This window comes from Kitasatospora sp. NBC_01246 (genome assembly GCF_036226505.1).
Lineage (GTDB): Bacteria > Actinomycetota > Actinomycetes > Streptomycetales > Streptomycetaceae > Kitasatospora.
This window is the reverse complement of sequence record NZ_CP108484.1, coordinates 6936309-6960972: the sequence shown is the minus strand read 5'-3', so window position 1 is coordinate 6960972 and position 24664 is coordinate 6936309. Positions and strand designations below refer to the sequence as shown.

The following is a 24664-nucleotide window of genomic DNA, read 5'->3' as shown; positions in this document are numbered from 1 at the left end:
CCCCGACATGCACGACATCGCCGAGCAGCTGCAGGCCTGGCACGCGTCCGGGCGTTCCTTCGCCGTGGCCACGGTGGTCGGGGTCTCCGGCAGCGCGCCGCGCGACCCGGGTGCCGCGCTCGCCGTCGACGCGGCCGGCGAGGCGATCGGCAGCGTCTCCGGCGGCTGCGTCGAGGGAGCCGTCTACGAGCTCTGCCAGGCCGCCATCGAGTCCGGCCGGCCGGTGCTGGAACGCTTCGGCTACAGCGACGAGGACGCCTTCGCGGTCGGCCTGACCTGCGGTGGCGTGCTGGACGTCTTCGTCCAGCCGGTCGTCCCCGGCACCGACCCCGCACTCGACGCCGGCATCACCTACCTCGCCTCCGGCACCCCGGTCGCCCTGGCCCGGGTGATCGACGGCCCCGGCGCGCTGGTCGGCGCCACCGTCGCCGTCACCGCCGACACCCACCACGGGGCCCTCTCCCCCGCGCCCACCACCGTGGCCCCGCTGGAGCGCGCCGTGGTCGCCGAGGCCCGCGCCATGCTGGACGCCGGGCGCACCGGCCGACTGGTCCTCGGCCTCGACGGACGCCCCTGCGACGACCGGGAGCAGGGGACCGTCACCTTCTTCGTCGAGTCCTACGTCCCCGCGCCGCGGATGATCGTCTTCGGGGCGATCGACTTCGCCGCCGCCGTGGTGCGGATCGGCAAGTTCCTCGGCTACCACGTCACCGTCTGCGACGCCCGGCCGGTCTTCGCCACCGAGCGGCGCTTCCCCGACGCCGACCAGGTGGTGGTCGACTGGCCGCACCGCTACCTGGACTCCCAGCTGGACCGGATCGACGGGCGGACGGTGCTCTGCGTCCTCACCCACGACGCCAAGTTCGACATCCCGCTGCTGGAGCGCGCGCTGCGGCTGCCGGTCGGCTACATCGGCGCGATGGGCTCGCGCCGCACCCACCGGGACCGCGACACCCGGCTGCGCGAGGTCGGCCTGACCGACGCCGAGATCGGCCGGCTGCGCTCGCCGATCGGCCTGGACCTCGGTGCCCGGACCCCCGAGGAGACCGCCGTCTCGGTCGCCGCCGAGATCGTCGCCCACCGGCGCGGCGGCAGCTGCCTGCCGTTGAGCCGCGGCGAGGGGCCGATCCACCACGACCTGGCGCGGGCGGCCGGTCCGGCCACCGGGGACGCGCGGTCCCACGCGGCCTGACCGCGGCGCGGCCCGGCCCCGCCGTCACCGCACGACGTCGTGGACCTCGCGGATCAGCGGCGGTGCGGCCGGGATGCCGACCTCCTGGAGGATCGGCAGCAGCACCGCCGAGAAGTGCTCGAAGGCCTCCCGGGACTCCCACACTTCGGTGACGTGCCAGCCGCCGCCCGGCGTCGGACCGGACACGTGCAGGACCAGCCCGCGCACCGGCCAGTCCGAGGGCGCGTTCAGCCCGGTGCCGCCGGTCAGCCGGTCCACCGCCTCCTCGTACTGGTCCCGGGTGGTACCGGGGAATTCGAACATCACGATGATGGCCATGCGCTGCTCCCGTCGGATGGGCTCCGTCGCCTCCCATGCAGCCCCGCCCCCGCCCGCCCGGCCATCCGGCGCCACCACCCGGGTGACGTCGGGCAGCGCGCCGGGCGGGCTACTCCGAGAGCGCCAGCCGCACCCCGAAGCCCACCACCACCGCACCCGTCACCCGGTCCAGCAGCCGGCGCGCGGCGGGCCGGCTCAGCCAGCCGCGCACCGCCCTGGCGAAGCCCACCAGCACGGCCGACCAGAGCAGGCCCTCCACGACGTGGACGCAGGTCAGGGCCACCCCGGCGGCGAAGTGCGGGGCCCCCGCGGGGATGAACTGCGGCAGCACGGCGACGTAGAAGACGCCGACCTTGGGATTGAGCAGATTGGTGAGCGTGCCGCGCCGCCACCCGGACCGGACCCCGCCGCCGGTCGGCAGCCGCTCCGGTTCGGCCCCGCCACCCCGGTTGCGCAGCAGGCCGATCCCCATCCAGACCAGGTACGCGGCGCCGGTCCAGCGCAGGACCTCGTACGCCAGGTGGGAGGCGGTCAGCAGGGCGGTCACCCCGGCCGAGGTGAGGGTGCCCCAGATCAGGGTCCCGGTCTGGATGCCGAGCACCACGCCCCAGGCCTGCCGGCGCTCCCCCAGGGCGGAGGTGCGCAGCACCAGCGCGGTGTCGATCCCGGGCGTGAGCGTGAGCAGTCCCACCACGAGGGCGAAGGACCACAGGGCGGTCGTCATCTCCATGGGCCTTGATCGTAGGGCCTCGGCCGGCCGGGGCGGGCCGACCGCGGGTCAGAGCGGGCGCACCCGCTCGGCCACCCAGCGCCCCTCCTGCTCCATCGGCTGGTACTCCACCCGCCGCCCCTCGGTGAGGACGCGGTCGCCCTCGGCCAGGATCGAGTCGAAGTAGACGTAGAGGGCGGGGCCGTCCTCGTCGGGGGTGATCAGGCCGTAGCCGTGGTCGGCGTGGTAGGACTGCACGGTGCCGGTGGCCATGGGGGTTCCCTCGCTTCCGCTGGGTGATGGAACTCCTGGGTACCAAATGCCCGGCCCGGAGCGGCCACGGCGCGCCCGGCCGCGCCCCGCGGCCTCGCTCAGCGGTAGCCGGCCGGGTCCAGCGGGCCGTCCGCCGTCTCCTGGTCGACCAGGTAGCGCCAGGCGTCCGGGCGGCTGCCGTCCAGGTCGGTGAAGCCGTACTCCTTCGCCAGGGCGCCGCTGGAGAGCGAGCTGCCGTTGAAGCGCGCCACCCCGGGGTCGCAGGCCAGCGCCACCACGGCGCGGCCGACGTAGCCGGGCGACTCCGAGACGCCGAAGCCGGGCTGCTTCGCGGTCGCGTCGCGCCAGTTCTCCTCGGTGACGCCGAAGTGCTCCAGCATCATCTCGGAGCGCAGCCAGCCGGGGGTCAGCGCGACCGCCGTCGCCCCGCGCGGGGCCAGCTCGTGGCCCAGCGCGAAGGCCATCCGCAGCACCGAGGACTTGGCGAGGTCGTAGCAGAGCGAGTTCCGGTAACGGGTGGCGTTGTAGTCGGCGGTGCCGTCGGTCATCTCCACCACCAGACCGCCCGGGCGGCTCAGCAGCAGCGGCAGCAGGTGGTGATTGGTGATCACGTGCGTCTCGACGGCCAGGCGCAGCAGGCGCAGCCCGTTGTCCAGGTCGTGCTCCCAGACCGGGCTCTCCCACTCGAAGAGGTTCTCGCCGCCCCAGATGTCGTTGACCAGGACGTCGAGCCCGCCCTGCTCGGCCTCGATCCGCCGCGCCACGGCCTCGACCTCGGCGGGGACGAGGTGGTCCGCGCGGACCGCGATCCCCCGGCCGCCGGCCGCGGTGACCAGTGCCGCCGTCTCCTCCAGGGTCTCCGCCCGCCCGTACTCCGAGCGGTGCCCGCCGGCACTGCGCCCGGTCGCGTAGACCGTCGCCCCGGCGGCCCCCAGCTGCACCGCGATCCCCCGCCCGGCCCCCCGGGTCGCCCCGGCGACCAGGGCGACCTTGCCCGTGAGCGGCTGCGCCATGTCCCGTCCTTCGCTCGTGCTTCCTCCGACACCATGGATGCTGCCCCGGGAATCCGGGACTTACCGCGCCGTGCCGTCGGGCGGCGGCATCATGTCTTCGCCGCCGGCCCGTCGATGCGGCCACCCGCGACGACGTACGAGCGCACGCGGCAGGCTCCCGGCGCCGCGGGGGGCGGGTCAGTCGGCCGTACCCGGCGGAACGACCCAGCGGGTGGACTGACCGGTCACGGCGGCGATCATGTCGTAGTCACCGTCGTAGTGCAGGACGGTCGCGCCGTGACGCTCGGCCGTGGCGGCGATGACGAGGTCCGCGACCGACAGGGCCCGCCAGTTGCCGGCGGCCGTCGGTCGTGCCCGCACCTCGATCGCCCGGTCCCAGACCTCGTCCGGCGTCGGAAGCCAGTCGAAGCCGCGCATTCCTTCGCGAATGCGCTCGGCATCGGCCTTCGAGCGGGCGCTGTGCATGACCTCCAGCTCGACGGCCCCGCAGACGGCGAGGAGTCCGGCGTTGTGCAGCGGCTCGATCGCGGCGCGTGCGGCAGGTTTCGGGTACCGGGCGAAGGCCGACTTGTCGATCAGGAAGCGCTCACTCACCCGGGTGCGCCTGGCCGGTGAGGTAGGGCAGTCCGCCCTCGGAGAGCCAGGTGAAGAAGGACTCGCGCTTGCGGCGCTTGATCCCGTCCTCCAGGGCCGCGTTGACCGTGGCGACCTTGGTGGTCGTCCCGAAGATCTCCGCGGCCTCGGCGAGGAGCGTGTCGTCGACGTCTATCACGGTGCGAGCCATGGCGGGCTTCCCGAGCGAGCTGGGCCTGTGATATCGATTTCCAGCCTACCCGATATCACAGGCCCACCGGCCGGTCCCTCAGGTCACGTTGAGGCGGGCCGCCAGGCGCAACAGGCCCGGGGAGAGGCGGCTGAGGAAGCGGGCGGCCTTGGCCTCGGGGGTGACGGGGACGACCGGCTTGCCGGTGCGGACGGCGTGCAGGATCGCGGTGGCGACCTTCTCCGGCGGGAAGCCCCGGCGGGCGTAGAGCTTCGCGGCGCGGGCCTGCTTGGCCGCCTGCTGGTCGGCGCTGGTGGCGGAGAAGGTGGAGGTGCGGGTGATGTTGGTGTTGACGATGCCGGGGCAGATGGTCGAGACGCCGATGCCGTGCCCGGCCAGTTCGGCGCGCAGGCAGTCGGAGAGCATGAACACGGCCGCCTTGCTGGTGGCGTAGGCGGTGAGCGCCTTGGACGGCAGGTAGGCGGCGGCCGAGGCGAGGTTGACGATGTGCCCGCCCAGGCCGCGGTCGGCCATCAGCGAGCCGAAGGCGCGGCAGCCGTGGATCACGCCCCAGAGGTTGACGTCCAGGACGCGCTGCCACTCCTTCTCGGTGGTCTCCAGAAACGTCCCGGAGTGGCCGATGCCCGCGTTGTTGACCACCACGTCGGGGACGCCGTGCGCGGCGGCGACCGCCTCGGCGAAGGCGTCGACGGCGGCGCCGTCGCTGACGTCGACCCGGTAGGCGTGCGCCTGGGGGCCGAGCAGGGAGGCGAGTTCGGCGGTGCGCCGGGCGGCATCGTGGTCGAGGTCGCAGATCACCACCCGGGCGCCCTCCTCGGCGAAGGCGAGCGCGGTGGCCCGGCCGATGCCGCTGCCGCCGCCGGTGATGACGACCAGCGGGCCGTCGCCGGCCGGGTCGGGGGCCTGTCCGGCGTCGACACCGGCGGTGAACTCGCGGACCATCCCGGCCACGGCGGTTCCCTTCTCCAGGAGGGCGGACCAGTGGGTGGCGTGCAGGGAGCGGCGGGTCAGCCTGGGCACCCAGCGCTCCAGCCCCTCGGAGAGGTACTCGCCGACGTAGTGGTCCCGGGTGAGGGTGATCAGCTGGACCGGCACCTCGGTGGGCCGCTCGCGCGGATTGCGCAGGGTGGGGCGCATGTTGGCCCGGTAGAGCTCGATGCCGCGCACCGCGTCCCGCCGCAGGGTGGGCTGCGGGTGGCCGGGCCGCGGGGTGACGGCCTCCAGGTCGCGCAGCACCCGGGGCCAGGCGCGGGCCAGGCCGAGCCGCCAGATGCCGGGGGCGAGGTAGGGCAGGTGGAAGGCCGTGATGTACCAGGAGTGCACGCCCTGCGCGAGCAGTTGCCGCAGGTGGCGCGGGGTGGGGCGGCGGTAGCGCTCGCGCATCCAGTGGCCGATGTGGTCCAGGCAGGGGCCGGACATCGTGGTGTAGGAGGCGAGCCGCCGCTCGGCGCCGGGCGAGGTGACGGCCTCCCAGGACTGCAGCGAGCCCCAGTCGTGGGCGACCACGTGCACCGGGCGGTCCGGGCTGACCGCGTCGGCGACCGCGAAGAGGTCGGCGGCCAGGTGCTCCAGCCGGTAGCCCTCGCGCGAGTCGGGCGCTCCGGACTCGCCGGCGCCGCGCACGTCGTAGCGGACCACGTGGTGGTCGCGGGCGAGGTCGGCGGCGATGTCGTCCCAGACCACGTGGGTGTCCGGGTAGCCGTGCACCAGCAGGACGGTGGGCGCGTCGGGGTCGCCGTCCTCGAAGACGGCGAGCGGCAGCCCGCCGGAGTGGACGGTGCGGCGGCGGGTGGTGGTCATCGGGTCGCCTCCTGGGCGGTCGCCTCGGCGTGGGCAGCGGTCCAGCGCCGCACGTGCGGCAGGTCGTCGTCGAGCCAGTACGCGTCGTCCTCGGTGACCACCAGCAGCTCCTCGAACTTGATGCCCACCGCGCGGAACCCGATGTGCGGCTCCACCGCCCACAGGCCCGGGGTCGGCGCGTGCCGGGAGGACCGGCCGTCCGCCCAGAGCGGGGAGCGGCCCTGGAGGCGCTCGCCGATCAGCTCGCGGCCGAGCGTCTGGAGTGTACGCACCCCGAAGCCGAGGACGTTCACCCCGGCCGGGCCGCGGCTGGTGGTCCGGGTGACCTGGTGGCCGATCACCCGGCCCGGGTAGACCCGGTGGCGGTTGTCGTAGCCGTGCGCGGCGATCTGCGCGTCCACCGCCGCGTACACCTCGTCGAGCGGGCGGCGGGCGCGGACCTCGGTGAGGATCAGCTCGCGGTAGACCCGGAGGTCGGCGGCCAGCCGGTCCCAGACCGGGTTCTCGCCGACCTTGCCGCCGTAGCCGATGTCGGCGGTGTAGCCGTCCACGATCGGCGCGCAGTCCAGGACGTACGGCATGCCGTCCTCCAGCCGGCGGTCGCCGGCGAAGAACTGCAGCGGGGTGCGGAAGTGCCGGAAGGCGGTGCGGTCGCCGAACCAGGCGAAGGGGACGTGGAAGAAGTCCTGCACGCCGGCGGCGACCAGGCACCGGCGCAGCTCGGCGGTGGCCTGCCGCTCGGTCACCCCCGGTTCGATCCAGGCGGCGACCTGTTCGGCGCAGTGGTAGGCGAGTTGCTGGACCTCGCGGAAGCGGTCCAGGTCGTGGTCGGTGAACGGGAAGGCCGGGGTGCGGGGGACGGCCGGGGGGCGAAGCAGCACGGCGGGCTCCAGTGCTAGAGGTCCAGGACGAGGGTCTCGCCCCCGGCGGCCCGGGAGACGCAGGGCAGCAGGGCGCCGGCGGCGCGCTGCTCGGGGGTGAGGCGGCGGTCGCGGTGGTCCGCGGCGCCGGCCACCAGCCGGACCTCGCAGGTGCCACAGAAGCCCTGGTGGCAGGAGTACGGCAGGTCCGGACGGGCCTCGCGGAGCACGTCCAGGGCGGACCGGTCGGCGGGGACGTCCAGCACCGGGCCGTCCGTGCCGAGCTGGACGGCGAACGGCTCGCCGCCGGTGACCGGGGCGGCGCCGAACCGCTCGAAGTGCAGGGCCCGGGCCGGCGATCCGTCCAGCGCGCGCTGGACGGCGGTCAGCATGGGGGCCGGGCCGCAGCAGTAGACGGCGGCGCCGCGCGGGGCGTGGGCCAGCAGCTCGGCGCCGGTGGGCACCCCGCCGTGCTCGTCGTCGGTGCGCAGGTGGACCCGGCCCGGGTCGAGGCCGCGCAGCAGCTCCGCGTAGGGGAGGGTGTCGGCGCTGCGGCCGACGTGGACGAGGTGCCAGTCCAGGCCGTGCCGCCGGGCCTCGTGGACCATCGGCAGCAGCGGGGTGATCCCGATGCCGCCGGCCAGCAGCAGGACGGCCGGCTCGGCGCAGAAGGCGAAGCCGTTGCGCGGGCGGCGGGCGGTCAGCCGGGTGCCGGGGTGCAGCTCGCGGTGGATCTCCTCCGACCCGCCGCCTCCCCCGGGCAGCCGGCGGACCGCGACCCGGTAGGCCCGCCGGTCGCCCGGGTCGCCGCAGAGCGAGTAGTGCCGCTCGCGGCCCGAGGGCAGCGCGAGGCGCAGGTGCGCGCCGGGCTGCCAGGGCGGGAGCGCCCCGCCGGAGGGGTCGCCGAGCAGCAGCTCGACGACGTCGGTGGCGATCGTCCGACGGGCGGTCACCACCAGCTGCAGCGCCGGGGTGGGGCGGCCGAACGGGCGCCGGGGGCTGCGGCGCAGCAGCGGGCCGCCCAGCGCGGGGGTGTAGCGGTCGCCGAAGGCGGTCAGGCCTCGCATGAACCGGTCCGCGCGGGGGCGGCCGTAGAGGTCCGGGGGCGGGTTGTGCAGGTCCATCCGGGCGACTCTCCTGGCGTCAGTGGGCGGCGGCGCGGGCGGCCGGGGAGGTGGCGAGGTAGCCGAGGGCCTGGCTTGAGGAGCCCTCCTGGGTGGGGTGGTAGCCGGGCCGCAGGTAGCGCAGGCCGGAGCGGAGCGAGCGGACCGGGTCGGGCAGCAGGCCGCGCCGGGCGAGCCGCCGGGCCTCCCGCCAGCTGGGCCGGATCCGGCCGTCCAGGGTGGGGTCGGCGGCCAGCAGGAAGCGGGCGCCGCGCACCCAGAGGTGGACCAGCAGCGGCCCGGAGACGGCCATGCCGCGGATCCGGCGGGCGTAGCCGGGGTCGAGGTGGACCATCAGGTCGTAGGCGACGCTGCGGTGCTCGACCTCCTCGGCGCCGTGCCAGCGCAGCAGGTCCAGCATCGTCGGATCGGCCTTCGCCCGGTCCAGGCCGGGGGAGTTGAGCGCCCAGTCGCCGAGGAAGGCGGTGAAGTGCTCGATCGCGGCGACGAAGGCGACCCGCTCGACGATGTTCTCGCGCCGCCGGACGGGCGGGAGGCCGGGCTTGTCCCCGAGGACGCGCTGGAACAGCCAGGTGACCTGGCGGACGTAGGGACGCGGGTCGAGGCCCTGGCCGAGCAGGTGGTCCAGCACCTCCTGGTGGGCCTCGGCGTGGATGGCCTCCTGGCCGATGAAGCCCAGCACCTCCTCACGCAGCCGGTCGTCCCGGATCAGCGGCAGCGCCTCCTTGAACACCTTGACGAACCAGCGCTCGCCCTCCGGGAGCAGCAGGTGCAGGACGTTGATGACGTGGGTGGCCATCGGCTCGTCGGGGATCCAGTGCAGCGGAAGCCCGGACCAGTCGAAGCGGACGTCCCGGGGCTCCAGGACGAGGCTGTCGTGGACCCGGGCGGCCGGGGCGGCGACGGCGGGAACGGGTGTGGTGGTGCGGGGCATGGAGGCCCTCCTGACCTGGGGGCGGGGCGGCTCGGCTCGCGCGGCACCAGGCAACTTACTCGCGGGTAGCGCCTGCTACAAGGGTTTCGGCAGCCCTTATCGACATCGAGTCTAATAGGTGATGTGCACCGGACGGCGGCCCGGGAAACATGCGAGCCCCGCCGGGATCCGGCGGGGCTCGTGGACGGGGGGCGGCCCCGAAGGGTCAGACCGCCATCGCGAGCATCAGCGGCGCGGCCCGGGCGGCCAGCAGCTCGGCGGCCGCCTTGAGCCGGTGCACGTTGTCGAGCGGCATCGAGGTGGCCAGGCAGCCGACCGTGCTCCCCGCCGTCACCGGCACGGCGGCGCAGACGGTGCCGAGCGCGTACTCCTGGATGTCCAGCACCGGCACGGTGGCCGGCTGGCGCTCCAGCCGGTGCATCAACTGGTCGGCGTCGACGACCGTCCGCGAGGTGAGCCGGGCCACCGGGTGGCGGGACAGGTGGTCCCGGCGGGCGTCGTGGTCGAGCTGGCTGAGCAGGCACTTGCCGATCGCGCTGGCGTGCGCGGTGGCCCGGAAGTCCACCCACTCCTGCACCGCCGGGGCGTGCTCGGCGGCCGCCACCGCCTCGACCGACAGCTCGCCGTCGTGGTACCGGGTGAAGTACACCGCCGCGCCCAACTCGTCCCGCAGCTCCGCGAGTTTGCGGTCCAGCCGGGCCCGGACCAGCTGCTCCCGGTTGTACTGCCCGAGCAGCGCGAAGGTGCCGCCGAGCACCCAACCGCCGTCCTGGCACTGGAGGTAGCCCTCGATCTCCAGGATCTCGGCCAGCCGGCGAACGGTCGGCAGGGCCAGGGACGTCTCCCGGGCGAGGGAGACCAGGGTGGCACCGCCGGGGTGCCGGTCGACGGCCTCCAGCAGTCTGAGGGCGTGCTGCAGGGAGGTGAACGGACCGGGCACGCCCTCGTCCAGCATGGCGTGGCGACCCGGGGCTGGTGTCGACATGTCGTCCCCTTCCGATGTCCCCCAGGGAGTTACCCGCGGGTGTTCTCCAGCCTAACCACCCGGGGACGTCGGCCGGTGCCGCTCCGCGGATATTCGTGCAGGTACGGTAAAGAACTTGACCGGCGCCGGTGTCGGGTGCTCTGTGCGGACAGCACAACGGCCCCTCCCCCACTGCCCTGGGGGGAGAGGCTCGGTGTGCGGCCGCCGGGGTGCGGGCCCCGGCGGCCGGTGAGGGTGGTTCACAGCGGATCGGAGGGACGCCGGGTCAGCCCTCGTCGCCGGCGCGGAGCTTGGCCACGGCGGCCTCCAGCCGGCTGCCGTACTCCTCGTCGGCCGCGTGGAAGTGGGCGAGGTTCTTCTCGACGATGTCGTCGCGCGTCACCTGCGCCAGGAAGCCCGCGATGTTGTCGATCAGGCGGGTCTTCTCGCCGGCCGACATCAGCCGGTACAGCTCACCGGCCTGGAAGAAGTCGTCGTCCTTGGTGTGCGCCGGCGTGGTGTAGGTGCCGGTGTGGCCGTTCAGCGCGACCGGCGCGGCGAGCGCGTTGTCGGTCTGGGCCGGGCCGTCGTACGAGTTGGGCTCGTAGTTCTTGCCGCGGCCGGACTTGTTGACGGCGGCGAAGCCGTCGCGGCCGTAGTTGTTCGCCTCGGTCGCCCGGGGGGCGTTGACGGCGAGCAGCGTGTGGTTGACGCCGAGGCGGTAGCGCTGGGCGTCCGCGTAGGCGAACAGCCGGCCCTGGAGCATCTTGTCCGGGGACGGGCCGATGCCGGGCACGAAGTTGTTCGGCGAGAACGCCGACTGCTCGACCTCGGCGAAGACGTTCTCCGGGTTCTTGTTCAGCACCAGGCGGCCGACCTTGACCAGCGGGTAGTCGGCGTGCGGCCACACCTTGGTCAGGTCGAAGGGGTTGAAGCGGTAGTCCGCGGCCTCGGCGACCGGCATCAGCTGGACGTACAGCGTCCAGCTCGGGAACACGCCGCGCTCGATGGCCTGGTGCAGGTCGCGCTGGTGGCTGTCGGCGTCGGCGCCGAGCACCTCGGCGGACTGGCCGCCGTCCAGCGAGCGGATGCCCTGGTTGGTCTTGAAGTGGTACTTCACCCAGAAGGCGTCGCCCTGCTCGTTGACCCACTGGTAGGTGTGCGAGCCGTAGCCGTTCATGTGGCGGTACGAGGCCGGGATGCCGCGGTCGCCGAAGAGCCAGGTGATCTGGTGGGTGGAGGCCGGCGAGTGGGCCCAGAAGTCCCAGACGTTGTCGGCCTCCTGGACGCCCGTGTACGGGTCGCGCTTCTGCGAGTGGATGAAGTCCGGGAACTTGATCGGGTCCTTGATGAAGAACACCGGGGTGTTGTTGCCGACGAGGTCGTAGTTGCCCTCCTCGGTGTAGAACTTCAGCGCGAAGCCGCGCGGGTCGCGCACCGCGTCGCTGGCACCCAGGTTGCCCGCCACGGTGGAGAAGCGCAGGAACAGTTCGGTGCGCTTGCCGACCTCGGAGAGGAAGGCCGCCCGGGTGTACTGCGACACCTCGTCGGTGACCTCGAAGTACCCGTAGGCGCCGGAGCCCCGGGCGTGCACGACGCGCTCCGGGATGCGCTCGCGGTTGAACCGGGCCAGCTTCTCCAGGAGCTGCTGGTCCTGGATGAGCAGCGGGCCGTACTCGCCGGCCGAGGCCGAGTTCTGGTTGTCGGCGACGGGCGCGCCCGACTCCGTGGTCAGGATCTTGGACATGGAGGGTCCTTCAGGGTCGACAAAGACGTGCGTGGAGAGGAGGTTGACGGCGCCTCAGACACCGAGCAGGCGCCAGACGGCCGAGCGGCGGCGGGAGGAGTGCTCGCCGTCCGGGCCGTCACCCGGCCGCAGCGCGGCGACGGCGGCGGTGGCCGCGGCCCGGTCCGCCAGCGGGCGGGCGGCGGCCAGGTCGGCGGCCTCCGCGCCGGTGAGACCGGTCTCGGTGAGCGCGGCGGCGGCCTCGGCGGCGGGAACGGCGTTGAACCAGCGCAGGGCGAGGGCCGCGCGGCCGGACTCGGTCAGCCGGCCGGTGAGGCGCAGCCGGGCGAGGCCGCCGTCCGGGTACACGTTGATCCGGACGTGGGTCGCCGGGCGGCCGACGTCGAGCCGCAGGCGGTGCCGGGTGTCGGGCTGGAGTCGGGTGCGGGGCAGGATCTCGAACCAGCCGTCGGGGTCGGTGGCCGGGTCCCCGCCGTCGGTGGCGTCGTAGCCGGTCAGGTCGGCCCAGCCGGGGGCGTTGGCGACGAAGTGGGTGGTATCCACCTCGGCGGCAAGGACCTCGCCGCCCCCGGCCAGGGCGATCTGCACCCAGTCGTTGGCCTTGTCGCGCCGACGCCGGGTCTCCCAGCCCTCGCCCATGACGGTGGCGCGGCCGGGAGCGTTCAGGTTGTGCGGGGAGGAGAAGTAGCGGTCGGACGCCGCCTCGGCCACGCCGCCGAACTCCTGGGCGGCCAGGTCGAAGGTGAGGCCGTCCAGCTCGCGCGGGTCGGGCAGCACCTCGCCGTGCACCCGCAGCCGGGCGACCCCGCCGTCCGGGAAGATGTTGAGGCGTACGTGGGTGTAGCGGGTGCCGTCGGCTATCGCGAACTCGTGGGCGGTGTCGCCCCGGAGCGGGGTGCGCGGCAGCAGTTCGACCCACTCGGCGGCCGCGAGCTCCGCCGGCGACGGGTGCCCGGGAACGGCGGCGGCCTCGACCGAGGCGCTCTCCGGGTAGTTGCCGGTGAAGTGGGCGGTGTCCACGACGAGGCCGCGGATCACTCCGCCGACGCCGAGCCGGACGACCGCCCAGTCGTGGTCCTCGTCGGTGGGGTGCGGCTGCTCGGGGCCGGCGCCGCGGCGGCGCCTGGACTCCCAGCCGTCCATGATCTGGCCCTTGTGGCCGAAGGTGTGCGCCCGGAACTCCGCGGGCTTGGCGACCAGCAGGTTCTCCGCGTCCGCGAAGGTGTCCTCGTTGGTGGCGACGACGCCCGCGCCGAGCCGCCGGGAGGCCAGGTCGACCAGCTCGGTGAACGGGGCGCTCGGGGTGTTGACGGTGCTCACTGGGTCTCCTGGTGACGGGTGATCCGGCGGCCGAAGGGCTCGGCGGCGGTGTCGACCACCCGGCCGCGCAGCCAGGTGGTGCGGACGGCGCCGGTCAGCGTGCGGCCCGCGTAGGGGGTGACGGGATTGCGGTGGTGCAGCTCGGCGGCGTGCACCGCGAACGCGCCGTCCGGGTCGAAGGCCACCAGGTCGGCGTCGTGGCCGACGGCGATGGCGCCCTTGGTGCCGGTGAGGCCGACCAGGGCGGCCGGCCCGCTCGCCATCCAGCGGACCACGTCGGACAGCGTGTGGCCGCGGCGGCGGGCCTCGGTCCAGATCGCCGGCAGGCCGAGCTGGAGGGAGGCGATGCCGCCCCAGGCCGCCGCGAAGTCGCCGCTGCCGCCGAACTCGGGCAGCAGCTTGAGGTCCGGGGTGGACGGCGAGTGGTCGGAGACGATCGCGATGAACTCGCCGGCGGCCAGCGCGGCCCAGAGCGCGTCGCGGTTGGCCTCGTCGCGGATCGGCGGACAGCACTTGAACGCGGTGTCGCCGTCCGGCACCTCCTCGGCGGCCAGCGTGAGGTAGTGCGGGCAGGTCTCGGCGGTCACCCGGACGCCGTCCGCGCGGGCCTGCCGCAGCAGCGGCAGCACCGCGGCGGAGGAGACGTGCAGGATGTGCACCCGGGCGCCGGTCCGGCGGGCGGTGTCGAGCAGCCGGGCGACGGCCGCGGTCTCCGCGGCGGCGGGCCGGGAGGCGAGGAAGTCGCGGTAGTGGACGCCGGGTTGCTGCGGGGCGGCGGCGAGCACGGCGGGGTCCTCGGCGTGGATGATGGCCAGCGCGCCGATCCGGGCCTGCTCGGCCAGCGCGGCCTCCAGGTCGGCCTGCTCGACGTGCGGGAACTCGTCCACGCCGGACGGCGCCAGGAAGCTCTTGAAGCCGAACACGCCCGCGCGGTGCAGCGGTTCGAGGTCCGGCACGTTGCCGGGGACGGCCCCGCCCCAGAACCCGAGGTCGACCCAGGCCTGGCCCTCGGCGGTCTTCCGCTTGGCCTCCAGGCCGTCCACCGTGGTGGTGGGCGGGATGGAGTTGAGCGGCATGTCGATGATCGTGGTGACCCCGCCTGCGGCGGCGGCCCGGGTGGCGGTGGCGAACCCCTCCCACTCGGTCCGGCCGGGCTCGTTGACGTGCACGTGGGTGTCGACCAGACCGGGGAGCAGGGCGGTGTCGCCGAGGTCGGTGAGTCCGCCGCCGCCGGCCGTGAGCGCGCCGTGCCCGGCGATCCGCTCGATCGTGCCGTTGCGGATCAGCACGTCAGCGGGACGTTCGCCGTCCGGCAGCACGACCCGGCGGGAGCGGATCACCGCCGTCTCGCTGAAGGACGCCTCGCTGGGGGGCATGGGGGACCTCCGAAAACCTGGGTACGAGTGGGGTGTGCCGAAGGAATGCCCGGAGCCTAGGGCCGCCTTCAACAAAACGTCAATGTAGGAAGGTACGAGAGCCGGACGGCCCGCTCAGCCGCGCAGCAGCGCCCTCGCGAGGCGCTCCCCCGCGACCTCGGCCAGCTCCCCGGCCCGGGTCATGCTGTCCCCCGGCTGTTCCGCCAGGTCCGTGAGCGCATAGGCCGCGGTGAAGCCGGCCGCCCGCCACTCGCGCTCCGACAGCTCCAGCCGTCCGGCCACAGCGGCCACCCGAACCCCCGCCCGGGCGGCCGCCGCGGCAACTCCGGCGGGCGCCTTGCCGTGGAGCGTCTGAGCGTCCAGGCAGCCCTCGCCGGTCACGACGAGGCGTGCCCCACGCACGGCCTCGTCGAAACCCAGCAGTTCGAGCATCAACTCGATGCCGGGTCGCATGGTGGCGCCGAGCAGGGCGAGGGCGGCGAAGCCCGCCCCGCCCGCGGCCCCGGCGCCGGGGGCCTCCCGGACGTCGCGGCCGACCGCTTCGCCGACCACGTCGGCGAAGCGGGTCAGCCCCTCCTCCAGTACGACCAGGTCGTCACCGTCGGCGCCCTTCTGCGGCCCGTAGACGGCGGTCGCGCCGCGCGGGCCGAGCAGCGGGTTGTCCACGTCGCAGGCCACCACGACCTCGACGCCGGTGAGCACGTCGGCCAGCGGTCCGAGGTCGAGCCGGGCCAGCTTGCGCAGTGCGGCGCCGCCCGGCGGCAGTTCGGCGCCGTCGGCGTCCCGCAGCACGGCGCCGAGCGCCTGGACCATGCCCGCGCCGCCGTCGGTGCAGGCGCTGCCGCCCAGGCCGAGCACGATCCGCTTGGCCCCCAGGCCCACCGCCCGGCCGATCAGCTGGCCGACCCCGTAGGAGCCGGCCGCGAGCGGGGCGGTCCGGCCGCCGGGGAGCCTGGCGAGCCCGGAGGACTGCGCCAGCTCGACCACGGCGGTGTCGCCCCGGACGGCGAGCGCGGCGTCCACCGGCAGGCCGGTGGGGCCGGCCACCTTGGCCGGGATCCTGCTGAACCCGGCGGCCAGCGCGGCGGCCAGGGTGCCCTCGCCGCCGTCGGCGACGGGCAGTTCGCGGACCTCGACACCGGGCGCGGCACGGCGGATGCCGGCGGCGATCCGGGCGGCGACCTCGGCGCCCTCCAGGGTGCCCTTGAACTTGTCGGGAGCTACGACCACGTGGCCCTGGGTGGGGGTGGCGGGCATGGTGCGGGCCTCACTTCCGGACGGTTCTGGCGCTGGTTCGTCAAGCATGTGCCCCGGGAGGCCGGGACGCGGGGTGCGGCCCCCTCCCCGCCGTTCCCCTCGTCCCGCTTCCGACGTACGAGGGGCTCCCCTCGGCGAGGGAGGGGGCCGGGCGGCGCGCGGGCACGACCGAAGTGCCCCCGACAGGGAGTGCGCGCCGCCGGTTTGGTCGATCGGCAGGAGGCGGATGAGCCCCGGCCCGCCTGCCGATCGGGTCTGGCCTCCTGGTGGCGCGGGCACGACCGGTGAGGTACACGCCACCAGGAGGAGTCTCAGAGGTACCGCGGGGGTACCGCCGGTCCCGCGAGCGTCACGCGAGCTCGCGGCCGGAGAGCCGCTCGACGCCGCGCAGCAGCGCCGAGTGGTCCAGCGAACCGTCGCCGTTGGCGCGGGCGGAGGCGACCAGCTGGGCCACCACCGCACCGACCGGCAGCGCGGCACCGACGGCACGGGCGGCGTCGGTGACGATGCCCATGTCCTTGTGGTGCAGGTCGATCCGGAAGCCCGGCGCGAACTCGCGGTTCAGCATGTTCGCCTTCTTGCGGTTCAGCACCGTGGAGCCGGCCAGGCCGCCGCCGAGCACGTCCAGCGCGGCCGCGAGGTCGACGCCGGCGTTCTCCAGGAACACCACGGCCTCGGCCAGCACCTGGATGTTGACGGCGACGATCAGCTGGTTGGCGGCCTTGACGGTCTGGCCGGCGCCGGCCGGGCCGACGTGGACGACCGTGGTGCCCAGCACGTCGAACAGCGGCTTCGCCTCGGCGAAGTCCTCGGCCGCGCCGCCGACCATGATCGACAGCACCGCCTCGACGGCGCCGGCCTCGCCGCCGGAGACCGGCGCGTCCAGGGTGCGGACGCCCTTCTCCTTGGCGGCGGCCTCGACCTTGATCGAGGTCTGCGGGGTGATGCTCGACATGTCGATGACGAGCGTGCCGGGCCGCACGTTCTCCAGCACCCCGCCCTCGCCCAGGACGGCCTGCTCGACGTGCGGGTCAGCCGGGACCATGGTGATGACGACCTCGGCGTCCTTCACCGCGTCCGCGATGCTGCTCGCACCGTGGCCGCCGACCGCGACCAGCGCGTCGATCTGCGGCTGGGTGAGGTTGTAGCCGGTGACGTGGTGGCCGGCCTTGACGAGGTTGGCGGCCATCGGGCTGCCCATGATGCCGAGGCCGATGAAGGCGATCTTGCGGCTCATCGCGTCGTTCCTTTGTCCGTGGTGGGGTGGGGTGCGGTGGCTGCCGGAGCGCGGTGCGCTAGCCGGCGCGGTGCTCGCGCGGGAGCCACTCGAAGCTGTCGGCGCTGACGCCGCCCGCCGGGCGGTACTCCAGGCCGATCCGGCCGGTGTAGCCGGCGGCGGTCAGCCGGGCGAAGAGGTCCTCGAAGTCCAGCCCGCCGGTGCCCGGCTCGTTGCGGCCGGGGTTGTCGGCGATCTGCACGTGGCCGAAGCGGTCGGCGTAGGTGTCGATCACGGCCGCCAGGTCCTCGCCGTTCATGGCCAGGTGGTAGAGGTCGCAGAGGAACTTGGCGTTGCCCAGGCCGGTCGCGGCGTTGACCTTGTCGACCACCTCGACCGCGGCGGCCGCGGAGACCAGCGGGTAGTCCGGGGACTCGGGCTTGTTCAGCGCCTCGATCAGCAGGACGGCGCCGATCTCGTGGGCGGCCCGCGCGGCGACGACGAGGTTCTCCAGCGCGAGCGCGTCCTGCTCGGCCGGGTCCACGCCCTCGATCCGGTTGCCGTAGAGCGCGTTGAGCGCCGTGGTGCCGAGCGAGGCGGCCAGCCCGGCGGCGACCGGCACGTTGGCCCGGAAGCGCTCCTTCTCGGCCGGGACCGAGACGGTGCCGCGGGCGCCCTTGCTGAGGTCGTCCAGGAAGTTGAGACCGGTCAGCCGCACGCCGGCGTCGCCGAAGGCCTTGCGGAGCGCGTCCAGCTCGGCCTCGGACGGGGCGTGCTCCTCGCCGAACGGCCACCACAGCTCGGCGGCGGTGAAGCCGGCGGCCGCGGCAGCGGCCGGGCGCTCCAGGAGCGGGAGCTCGCCGAACAGGATCGACAGGTTGACGGTGAAGCTGTGCGCGGAGGCGGCAGTCACGTCAATCACCTCTCATCTCTCTTCCGTCTATCCGCAACTTCCACGATCCGGAAGAGGGATTCTGCTTGGTGGAAGCATGTCCGGCCCGTCGAGCGAGTGTCAAGACCGTCGCAACAATTTGTTGAAGAGGCCGAAGCCGATCCCCCGCACCGGGCCCGCGCTGTTCGATCGACCAGCCGCCCCCCGGCGGCCGACCGCCCGATGACCGGCCGCGCTCCCGCTCGCTACAGTGAGCGGGTGCGATTGATGGTGGAGTTCACGACAGAACCGTTCGAACTGGACACGTTCCCGGAGCACGCCGTGGCGGCCCGGAAGGTGGTCGACGAAGCCGGCCTGGCCGTCGCGGTCGGCCCCTTCGGAACCGGCGCGGAGGGCGAGGCCGACCAGGTCCTGGCCGCCGTGACCAAGCTGCTCCGGGAGACCCTGGACGCCGGCGCGACCCGGATCTCGGTCCAGGTCAGCGTGCTGGGCGAGGAGGGCGGTACGCCGTGACCGAGCACGTGGACCACCCCCTCGCCGCCGCGATAAAGCCGCTGCTGGAGGCCGTCGGCGCGACGCCCGTGCCGCTGGCGGAGGCGAAGGCCGAGGACGTCCTGCTGGAGTGGGAGGGCACCCCGGCCCTGGCCGTCCGGCTGCCCCACCTGAGCAGTGCGCTGGACCGGCTACTGACCGAGATGGCCCGCCAGTTCGACGGCCGGCCGCTGGCCGAGCTGGACCGCTGGGAGAAGCAGCGCGTGGTCGCCCTGCTGGAGGAGCGGGGCGCCTTCACCGTCCGCCACGGGGTGGAGACGGTCGCCTCGGCGCTCGGCGTGAGCCGCTTCACCGTGTACAACTACCTCAACCGCCAGGACGGCACGAAGTCCGGCTGAGCGTGCGACGCCCCGGTCGGCCGCGTCGGCCGACCGGGTGTGCCCCGCCGGCCCGGCCAGTCTTCATCAGCCCCCGGCGGGGCACACTTGTCTCATCGCACACGAAACGGCCCGGCAACCGGGGCCGGTTCAAAACGTAACCACCAACCGTTCAACAAAGTGTTGACGGCCCGGTTGGGTGGATCTAGCTTGTGCGGGTGGCACCACTCTTCAGGAGGTCCACCCGTGACCAACCACCCTCACGCCCTTGACGCCCTGGCGGCGGCCGACGCCGCCGAGCTGAGAGAGCTCCTGCTGGAGGTCTGCTCCAGCCCCACCTGGGCCGACGCCGTGGCATCGGCCCGGCCCTGGCCGGACCGCGCCGCCCTGCTCGACGCCAACGCGACGGCCATGGCCGCACTGACGGCCGCCGACCTGCGCGACGCGATGGCCGGCCACGCCCGGATCGGCACGCCCAAGGCGGGTGACGCCACCTCCGAGCGCGAACAGGCCGGCATCCGGGGAGTGGACACCGCACTCCTCGACGAACTGCACCGGGCCAACACCGCCTACGAGGCCAAGTTCGGCCATGTGTTCCTGATCTGCGCGACCGGCCGCACCGCGGACACCATGCTCGCCGCCCTGCGGGAGCGCTTCCCGAACGACGCCGCCACCGAGGCGGAGCTCGTCCGGGGCGAGCTGCGCAAGATCAACGACATTCGGATCAACCGACTGCTCGACGAGAACTGACCCGTCGTCGGCTACTTTCGACGTACCGACGTATCGACGTACCGTCACATCTGCCATCAGTAAGGTCACTTCACCCATGACTGGCATCTCCACCCACGTGCTCGACACCAGCCTCGGCCGCCCGGCCGAGGGTGTCCCGGTCGAGCTCGCACTGCACACCGAGGGTGGCTGGAAGGTGCTCGGCACCTCCGCCACGGACTCCGACGGCCGGGCCAAGGACCTGCCGGCCGCGGAGGCGGGCTCGGTCGTCCGGCTGCTCTTCGACACCGCCGCGTACTACGCGCGCACCTCCGCGGAGCCGCCGTTCTTCCCCGAGGTCGCGATCGTCTTCACGGTCGCACCCGCGCAGCACCACTACCACGTGCCGCTGCTGCTGAACCCGTTCGGATACTCGGTCTACCGCGGAAGCTAGACCGCTTGATTGATTGGGAGCCTGTCATGGCCCACGTGCTCGGTCAGAACCAGTACGGCAAGGCGGAGAACCGCATCGTCCGCGTCTACCGTGACAGCACCCGTCACGAGATCAAGGACCTGAACGTCTCGGTCGCCCTCTCCGGTGACCTCGACGACGTCCACCTCACCGGCTCCAACGCCAACTGCCTGCCCACCGACACCACCAAGAACACCGTCTTCGCCTTCGCGAAGGAGTACGGGATCGAGTCCGCGGAGCAGTTCGGCATCACGCTGGCGAAGCACTTCGTGGACAACAACGAGCCGATCCACCGGGCCCGGATCCGGATCGAGGAGTACACCTGGGACCGGATCAAGACCCCGGACAACTCCGCGCGCTTCATCGGCTCGGAGGAGGTCGGCCACTCGTTCGTCCGCAACGGCGGCGAGACCCGCACCTGCGAGGTCGTCTACGACGGTGAGACCGTCCAGGTGATCTCGGGCCTCAAGGACCTCGTGGTGATGAACTCCACCAACTCGGAGTTCTGGGGCTACATCAAGGACAAGTACACCACCCTCCAGGAGGCGTACGACCGGATCCTCGCCACCCAGGTGACGGCCCGCTGGAAGTACGGCTTCGACGGCCGGGACGAGGAGCCCCAGCCCAACTGGAACCGCTCCTACACCCATGTGCGGCGCCACCTCCTGGAGGCCTTCGCCGAGACCTACTCCTACTCGCTGCAGCAGACCCTGCACTCGATGGGCACCCGGGTCCTGAACAACCGCGCCGAGGTGGACGAGGTCCGCCTGGAGCTGCCCAACAAGCACCACTTCCTGGTCGACCTGGAGCCGTTCGGCCTCAAGAACGACAACGAGGTCTACTACGCCGCCGACCGGATGTACGGCCTGATCGAGGGCACCGTGCACCGCGAGGGCGTCGTCCCGGTGATCCCGGTCGCCTGACCGTTCCCCACCCATGGACCCCGTCCGGCACCACCGCACCCCCCGGCCTCCCACGGCCGGCCGGCACCGGACGGTTCGCAGTACCCGCAACTCCTGCACCAGCAGTTTCTCCACCCCCCACCCACCGGAGATCGTGCCCGCCTCACGGCGGCCGGCCCGGGGTGCTGGAGAAGCGTCCCGAGGGATCCTTGCTCCGCCGTCCCGCCCTCGGGGGATCTCCAGCGCCGCGGGCGCGCCGAGAGCCAGGGCACAAGAGGGGCTCGACATGGCACTCCGTTCCACCCGCACCACAGACGGCGGTTCCACCCCAGAAAGACCACCCGGTCCGGACGGTGTGTCAACCCACCTCCCCGACACCCCTTCCGGGCCGGGAGTCCACCCCGTGGACGAGATGCTGCCGACGGTGAAGCTGGTCTCCACCGGTCTGCAGCACGTCGCCGCGATGTACGCGGGAGTCGTAGCTCCTCCACTCATCGTCGGCGCCGGCGTGGGGCTCTCCCCCACCGAACTCGCCCTGCTCATCTCGGCCAGCCTGTTCACCGCCGGACTGGCCACCCTCCTGCAGACCCTCGGCATCTGGAAGATCGGCGCGCGGCTCCCGTTCGTGAACGGCGTCTCGTTCGCGGGCGTCGCGCCCATGATCGCCATAGCCAAGGAGCACGGACCGAAGGACGCCCTCCCGGTGATCTTCGGAGCGGTGATCGTCGCGGGGCTCCTGTGCTTCCTCGCGGCGCCGTACTTCTGCAAGCTGATCAGGTTCTTCCCACCGGTCGTCCAGGGCACCGTGATCACCCTCATCGGGGTGTCCCTCCTGCCGGTGGCGGTGAACTGGGCGCGCGGCGGATCGCCGGGCGCCCCGGGATTCGGGTCCATGCGGGCCATCGGCCTCGCCGCGATCACCCTCCTCGCGGTGGTGCTCTGCAACCGGCTGCTGCGCGGCTTCTGGCAGCAGCTCTCGCTGCTCGTCGGGCTGGCGTTCGGCACCCTGCTCGCCTTCCCGCTGGGCCTGGCCGACTTCGGCGCGGTACAGGACGCGAAGGTCTTCGCGCTCCCCTCCCCGTTCCACTTCGGCGCCCCCGTGTTCGACGCGGCCGCGATCGTCTCGCTCTGCATCGTCATGGTGGTCTCGATGACCGAGTCCACCGCCGACATGCTGGCGCTCGGCAAGATCGTCGACCGTCAGGCCGACGAGGCCACCCTCGCCGCCGGCCTGCGGGCGGACGGCCTGGCCACCGCGCTGAGCCCGGTCTTCAACGGCTTCGCCGCCAGTGCCTTCGCCCAGAACATCGGGCTGGTGGCGCTGACGAAGATCCGCAGCCGCTTCGTGGTCGCGGCCGGCGGCGGGATCCTGATCCTGCTCGGGCTCTTCCCGGTGCTCGGGTCGGTCGTCTCGCTGGTGCCGCAGCCCGTCCTGGGCGGCGCCGGGATCGTGCTCTTCGGCACGGTCGCGGCGAGCGGCATCCGCACCCTCGCGGAGGCCGGCATGGAGTCCAGCTCGAACACCATCCTGGTGTCGGTCGCGCTCGGGGTCGGGATCATACCGATCGCGGTACCGACCTTCTACGACGCCTTCCCGGAGGCCGTCCGCACCCTGCTGCACTCCGGGATATCGGCCGGCAGCGTGATGGCCGTCCTGCTCAACCTGCTCTTCCACCACGTCGGGGTCGCCCGCCGGTCGCCGGCCGACGGGAACCCCGCCACGACGGTGCCGACGGCGACACCGTCCTGACCGGTTGACGGGGGGCGCGTGCCGCTCATCGCGCGCTCCTCGTCAACCCTCCCCCCATAGGAGTAACACCATGGCAGTCCAGCCCCCACCCGCCGACCAGCGGATCGTGATCGAGAACGTCGCGATCGCGACGGTCGACGCCAACGACACCGAGTACGCCCGCGGCCACGTGGTCGTCCTCGGCAACAGGATCGAGTCGGTCGGCGACGGCCCCGCCCCGCAGTGGCTGGACAACGTGGTACGCCGGATCAACGGCGAGGGCCACCTCGTCACCCCCGGCCTGGTCAACACCCACCACCACTTCTACCAGTGGATCACCCGCGGGCTCGCCCAGGACAACATCCTCTTCGACTGGCTGGTCGCCCTCTACCCGACCTGGGCCCGGATCGACGACAAGCTCGTGCACGCCGCCGCCCAGGGCTCGGCCGCCGCACTGCTCAAGTCCGGCTGCACCACCGCCGCCGACCACCACTACGTCTTCCCGAAGGACGGCGGCGACATCCTCGGCGCCGAGATCGAGGCCGTCCAGGAGCTCGGCATGCGCTTCACCGCGCTGCGCGGCTCCATGGACCGCAGCAAGAAGGACGGCGGCCTGCCGCCGGACCACGCGGTCGAGAACACCGAGGAGATCCTGATCGCCTCCGAGGCGGCCGTGGACAAGTACCACGACGCCTCCTCCGACGCGATGCTCCAGATCGCCATCGCGCCCTGCTCGCCCTTCTCGGTCTCCACCGAGCTGATGCGCGAGGCCGCCCTGCTGGCCCGCCGCAAGGGCGTCCGGCTGCACACCCACGGCTCCGAGACCGCCGAGGAGGAGGCGTTCTGCAAGGAGCTGTTCGGGATGGGCCCGACCGACTACTTCGAGTCGGTGGGCTGGCTCGGCGAGGACGTCTGGATGGCGCACTGCGTCCACATGAACGACTCGGACATCGCCAAGTTCGCCGAGACCGGCACCGGTGTCGCGCACTGCCCGTCCTCCAACGCCCGCCTCGCCGCCGGCATCGCCCGCGTCCCCGACATGCTGAAGGCCGGCGTCCCGGTCGGCCTCGGGGTGGACGGCACCGCCTCCAACGAGTCCGGCGAGCTGGGCACCGAGCTGCGCAACGCCCTGCTGATCAACCGCCTGCACGGCTACCCGACCGCGCTCACCGGCCGCCAGGCGCTGCGCCTCGGCACCATGGGCGGCGCCCGGGTGCTCGGCCGGCAGAACGAGATCGGCTCGATCGAGGCCGGCAAGCTGGCCGACCTCGCGCTGTGGAAGATCGACGGCATCATGCACTCCTCGATCGCCGACCCGGTCGCCGCGCTCACCCTCGGCGCCCTGCCGCCGCTGGCCGCCCTCTTCGTCAACGGCAACGCCGTCGTGGAGAAGGGGCAGCTGACCACGGTGAACGAGGACCGGATCGCGCAGGCCTGCGCCCGCGCCGCCAAGGAGCTCGCCGCCCGCCCCGTGTAACCCCCTGAACTCCGGGCCGCCCAGGGACGGTGCGTCACCCGGACTCCGTGCGCCACCGCTCAGGACGGCGCACGGACCCCAGCCCCGGGCCCACGGCGAGGGTCCGGGGCTGTGGCGTGCCCGGGCGGAGGCGGCCCCTCCGCGGCAGCGGGCCGGCCCGATCGGGATCCGGACACGACGGAGGGCCTGCGCCGGTCGGCGCAGGCCCTCCGAGCGTGGTGGGGTGTCAGGCCGTGCGGCCCAGGGTGGCGAGGTAGCGGCGCCATCCGCCGTAGCGGGTGATCTCGCGGTGGACGCCGCGGTCGGCCTCGCCGCGGGCGAGCAGCATGGAGAGGCAGGGCGAGCCGTCGGCCAGCGTGATGACGCCGAGTTCGAGCTCACGGGGCTCGCCGGGGAGGATCACGTCACGCAGGTGTTCGAGGGTGATGTCGTACAGCTCGCCCTCGATGGCGGTGTCGACGGACGGGTCGGCGAGCAGTCCGGGGCAGACGTCCCCGATGGAGAAGAAGCGGTAGCCCGGCGCGGTGCGGACCGGGCCGACCAGCGCGTCGGCCACCGAGGGGTGGAAGGGGCCGCCGACCATGGCCTGGCCGTTGAAGAAGATGCGTGCCACGGGGATCGATGCCTCCGGAAACGGCCGTTCCGCACGGCGACGATGAGGACAGCTGGATTCGTCGCCGTACGGAACGGAGCAATGGGGCGCGGCGACTGCTACAAGCCGGCAGGCG

25 protein-coding genes and 1 pseudogene are annotated in these 24664 nt (G+C 73.3%); 8 read left to right on the top strand and 18 right to left on the bottom strand.

The window, feature by feature from the left end; translation table 11 throughout:
• Window positions 1-7: 7 nt before the first annotated feature.
• On the top strand, window positions 8-1192 hold the full coding sequence (locus OG618_RS29550; RefSeq protein WP_329490614.1) for an XdhC family protein: 1185 nt from the start codon (window positions 8-10) through the stop codon (window positions 1190-1192).
• Window positions 1193-1216: 24 nt separating this feature from the next.
• Here the strand turns inward: OG618_RS29550 and OG618_RS29545 are convergent, their stop codons facing one another.
• From OG618_RS29545 to OG618_RS29465, 17 genes and pseudogenes are all read right to left on the bottom strand, one after another.
• On the bottom strand, window positions 1217-1510 hold the full coding sequence (locus tag OG618_RS29545; RefSeq protein ID WP_329490613.1) for a hypothetical protein: 294 nt from the start codon (window positions 1508-1510) through the stop codon (window positions 1217-1219).
• 109 nt (window positions 1511-1619) lie between these two features.
• Entirely contained in the window at window positions 1620-2240 is a 621-nt protein-coding gene (locus tag OG618_RS29540; protein ID WP_329490612.1) for a LysE family translocator, read from the bottom strand.
• A 48-nt stretch (window positions 2241-2288) separates the two neighbouring features.
• Window positions 2289-2492, bottom strand: coding sequence for a cold-shock protein (locus tag OG618_RS29535; protein WP_329490611.1), 204 nt, complete (start codon window positions 2490-2492; stop codon window positions 2289-2291).
• A 98-nt stretch (window positions 2493-2590) separates the two neighbouring features.
• Window positions 2591-3505, bottom strand: coding sequence for an SDR family oxidoreductase (locus tag OG618_RS29530; protein ID WP_329490610.1), 915 nt, complete (start codon window positions 3503-3505; stop codon window positions 2591-2593).
• Between the two features lie 177 nt (window positions 3506-3682).
• A complete protein-coding gene (locus tag OG618_RS29525) occupies window positions 3683-4099 on the bottom strand; it encodes a PIN domain nuclease (RefSeq protein WP_329490609.1) in 417 nt (138 codons plus the stop codon).
• Window positions 4092-4289 carry a type II toxin-antitoxin system VapB family antitoxin gene (locus OG618_RS29520; protein ID WP_329490608.1) on the bottom strand — a complete coding sequence of 66 codons (198 nt, stop codon included), beginning with the start codon at window positions 4287-4289 and terminating at the stop codon, window positions 4092-4094. The genes OG618_RS29525 and OG618_RS29520 overlap by 8 nt, the downstream gene beginning before the upstream one ends.
• Window positions 4290-4367: 78 nt before the next feature.
• Complete coding sequence (locus OG618_RS29515; protein WP_329490607.1) at window positions 4368-6089, bottom strand: SDR family oxidoreductase; 1722 nt, start codon at window positions 6087-6089, stop codon at window positions 4368-4370.
• Window positions 6086-6970 carry a M24 family metallopeptidase gene (locus OG618_RS29510; protein WP_329490606.1) on the bottom strand — a complete coding sequence of 295 codons (885 nt, stop codon included), beginning with the start codon at window positions 6968-6970 and terminating at the stop codon, window positions 6086-6088. Before OG618_RS29510 ends, OG618_RS29515 begins: the two co-directional genes overlap by 4 nt.
• Window positions 6971-6984: 14 nt before the next feature.
• Entirely contained in the window at window positions 6985-8073 is a 1089-nt protein-coding gene (locus OG618_RS29505; RefSeq protein WP_329490605.1) for a PDR/VanB family oxidoreductase, read from the bottom strand.
• 19 nt (window positions 8074-8092) lie between these two features.
• Entirely contained in the window at window positions 8093-9007 is a 915-nt protein-coding gene (locus OG618_RS29500; RefSeq protein WP_329490604.1) for a metal-dependent hydrolase, read from the bottom strand.
• A 205-nt stretch (window positions 9008-9212) separates the two neighbouring features.
• The gene (locus tag OG618_RS29495) at window positions 9213-9992 is read right to left on the bottom strand and encodes an IclR family transcriptional regulator (protein WP_329490603.1); all 780 of its coding nucleotides are present in this window, start codon (window positions 9990-9992) and stop codon (window positions 9213-9215) included.
• Window positions 9993-10257: 265 nt separating this feature from the next.
• On the bottom strand, window positions 10258-11718 hold the full coding sequence (locus tag OG618_RS29490) for a catalase (RefSeq protein WP_329490602.1): 1461 nt from the start codon (window positions 11716-11718) through the stop codon (window positions 10258-10260).
• A gap of 267 nt (window positions 11719-11985) precedes the next feature.
• A pseudogene (alc, locus tag OG618_RS29485) lies at window positions 11986-13038 on the bottom strand (allantoicase); the annotation flags it as partial.
• Window positions 13035-14414: an allantoinase AllB gene (allB, locus tag OG618_RS29480; protein WP_329490600.1), complete on the bottom strand. Its 1380-nt coding sequence runs from the start codon at window positions 14412-14414 to the stop codon at window positions 13035-13037. The gene allB and the pseudogene alc, both read right to left, overlap by 4 nt.
• Window positions 14415-14528: 114 nt before the next feature.
• Complete coding sequence (locus OG618_RS29475) at window positions 14529-15671, bottom strand: glycerate kinase (protein WP_329490599.1); 1143 nt, start codon at window positions 15669-15671, stop codon at window positions 14529-14531.
• Window positions 15672-16020: 349 nt separating this feature from the next.
• Complete coding sequence (locus OG618_RS29470) at window positions 16021-16908, bottom strand: 2-hydroxy-3-oxopropionate reductase (protein WP_329490598.1); 888 nt, start codon at window positions 16906-16908, stop codon at window positions 16021-16023.
• A gap of 58 nt (window positions 16909-16966) precedes the next feature.
• Window positions 16967-17809: a TIM barrel protein gene (locus tag OG618_RS29465; protein WP_329490597.1), complete on the bottom strand. Its 843-nt coding sequence runs from the start codon at window positions 17807-17809 to the stop codon at window positions 16967-16969.
• A 237-nt stretch (window positions 17810-18046) separates the two neighbouring features.
• Here OG618_RS29465 and OG618_RS29460 point away from each other — a divergent pair, with 237 nt between their 5' ends.
• The 7 genes from OG618_RS29460 (at window position 18047) to OG618_RS29430 (ending at window position 23936) form a co-directional block, all read left to right on the top strand.
• Entirely contained in the window at window positions 18047-18292 is a 246-nt protein-coding gene (locus OG618_RS29460) for a thiamine-binding protein (protein WP_387887521.1), read from the top strand.
• Window positions 18289-18669, top strand: a complete 381-nt coding sequence (locus OG618_RS29455; protein ID WP_329490595.1) for a helix-turn-helix domain-containing protein — start codon at window positions 18289-18291, stop codon at window positions 18667-18669. The genes OG618_RS29460 and OG618_RS29455 overlap by 4 nt, the downstream gene beginning before the upstream one ends.
• 225 nt (window positions 18670-18894) lie before the next feature.
• Window positions 18895-19398, top strand: coding sequence for a 2-oxo-4-hydroxy-4-carboxy-5-ureidoimidazoline decarboxylase (gene uraD / locus OG618_RS29450; protein ID WP_329490594.1), 504 nt, complete (start codon window positions 18895-18897; stop codon window positions 19396-19398).
• Window positions 19399-19474: 76 nt separating this feature from the next.
• Window positions 19475-19810, top strand: coding sequence for a hydroxyisourate hydrolase (uraH, locus tag OG618_RS29445; protein ID WP_329490593.1), 336 nt, complete (start codon window positions 19475-19477; stop codon window positions 19808-19810).
• 26 nt (window positions 19811-19836) lie between these two features.
• A complete protein-coding gene (gene pucL / locus OG618_RS29440) occupies window positions 19837-20751 on the top strand; it encodes a factor-independent urate hydroxylase (RefSeq protein ID WP_329490592.1) in 915 nt (304 codons plus the stop codon).
• A gap of 265 nt (window positions 20752-21016) precedes the next feature.
• Window positions 21017-22480 carry a nucleobase:cation symporter-2 family protein gene (locus tag OG618_RS29435; RefSeq protein ID WP_380384500.1) on the top strand — a complete coding sequence of 488 codons (1464 nt, stop codon included), beginning with the start codon at window positions 21017-21019 and terminating at the stop codon, window positions 22478-22480.
• A 70-nt stretch (window positions 22481-22550) separates the two neighbouring features.
• Entirely contained in the window at window positions 22551-23936 is a 1386-nt protein-coding gene (locus OG618_RS29430) for an 8-oxoguanine deaminase (protein WP_329490591.1), read from the top strand.
• Between the two features lie 226 nt (window positions 23937-24162).
• Here the strand turns inward: OG618_RS29430 and OG618_RS29425 are convergent, their stop codons facing one another.
• Window positions 24163-24549, bottom strand: a complete 387-nt coding sequence (locus tag OG618_RS29425; RefSeq protein ID WP_329490590.1) for an allophanate hydrolase-related protein — start codon at window positions 24547-24549, stop codon at window positions 24163-24165.
• Window positions 24550-24664 lie beyond the last annotated feature (115 nt).

Coding starts and splice junctions, on each gene's coding strand:
- OG618_RS29550 (WP_329490614.1), top strand. CDS start 8: ATGCACGACATCGCCGAGCAGCTGCAGGCCTGGCACGCGTCCGGGCGT.
- OG618_RS29545 (WP_329490613.1), bottom strand. CDS start 1,510: ATGGCCATCATCGTGATGTTCGAATTCCCCGGTACCACCCGGGACCAG.
- OG618_RS29540 (WP_329490612.1), bottom strand. CDS start 2,240: ATGGAGATGACGACCGCCCTGTGGTCCTTCGCCCTCGTGGTGGGACTG.
- OG618_RS29535 (WP_329490611.1), bottom strand. CDS start 2,492: ATGGCCACCGGCACCGTGCAGTCCTACCACGCCGACCACGGCTACGGC.
- OG618_RS29530 (WP_329490610.1), bottom strand. CDS start 3,505: ATGGCGCAGCCGCTCACGGGCAAGGTCGCCCTGGTCGCCGGGGCGACC.
- OG618_RS29520 (WP_329490608.1), bottom strand. CDS start 4,289: ATGGCTCGCACCGTGATAGACGTCGACGACACGCTCCTCGCCGAGGCC.
- OG618_RS29515 (WP_329490607.1), bottom strand. CDS start 6,089: ATGACCACCACCCGCCGCCGCACCGTCCACTCCGGCGGGCTGCCGCTC.
- OG618_RS29505 (WP_329490605.1), bottom strand. CDS start 8,073: ATGGACCTGCACAACCCGCCCCCGGACCTCTACGGCCGCCCCCGCGCG.
- OG618_RS29500 (WP_329490604.1), bottom strand. CDS start 9,007: ATGCCCCGCACCACCACACCCGTTCCCGCCGTCGCCGCCCCGGCCGCC.
- OG618_RS29495 (WP_329490603.1), bottom strand. CDS start 9,992: ATGTCGACACCAGCCCCGGGTCGCCACGCCATGCTGGACGAGGGCGTG.
- OG618_RS29490 (WP_329490602.1), bottom strand. CDS start 11,718: ATGTCCAAGATCCTGACCACGGAGTCGGGCGCGCCCGTCGCCGACAAC.
- allB (WP_329490600.1), bottom strand. CDS start 14,414: ATGCCCCCCAGCGAGGCGTCCTTCAGCGAGACGGCGGTGATCCGCTCC.
- OG618_RS29475 (WP_329490599.1), bottom strand. CDS start 15,671: ATGCCCGCCACCCCCACCCAGGGCCACGTGGTCGTAGCTCCCGACAAG.
- OG618_RS29470 (WP_329490598.1), bottom strand. CDS start 16,908: ATGAGCCGCAAGATCGCCTTCATCGGCCTCGGCATCATGGGCAGCCCG.
- OG618_RS29460 (WP_387887521.1), top strand. CDS start 18,047: ATGGTGGAGTTCACGACAGAACCGTTCGAACTGGACACGTTCCCGGAG.
- uraH (WP_329490593.1), top strand. CDS start 19,475: ATGACTGGCATCTCCACCCACGTGCTCGACACCAGCCTCGGCCGCCCG.
- pucL (WP_329490592.1), top strand. CDS start 19,837: ATGGCCCACGTGCTCGGTCAGAACCAGTACGGCAAGGCGGAGAACCGC.
- OG618_RS29435 (WP_380384500.1), top strand. CDS start 21,017: ATGGCACTCCGTTCCACCCGCACCACAGACGGCGGTTCCACCCCAGAA.
- OG618_RS29430 (WP_329490591.1), top strand. CDS start 22,551: ATGGCAGTCCAGCCCCCACCCGCCGACCAGCGGATCGTGATCGAGAAC.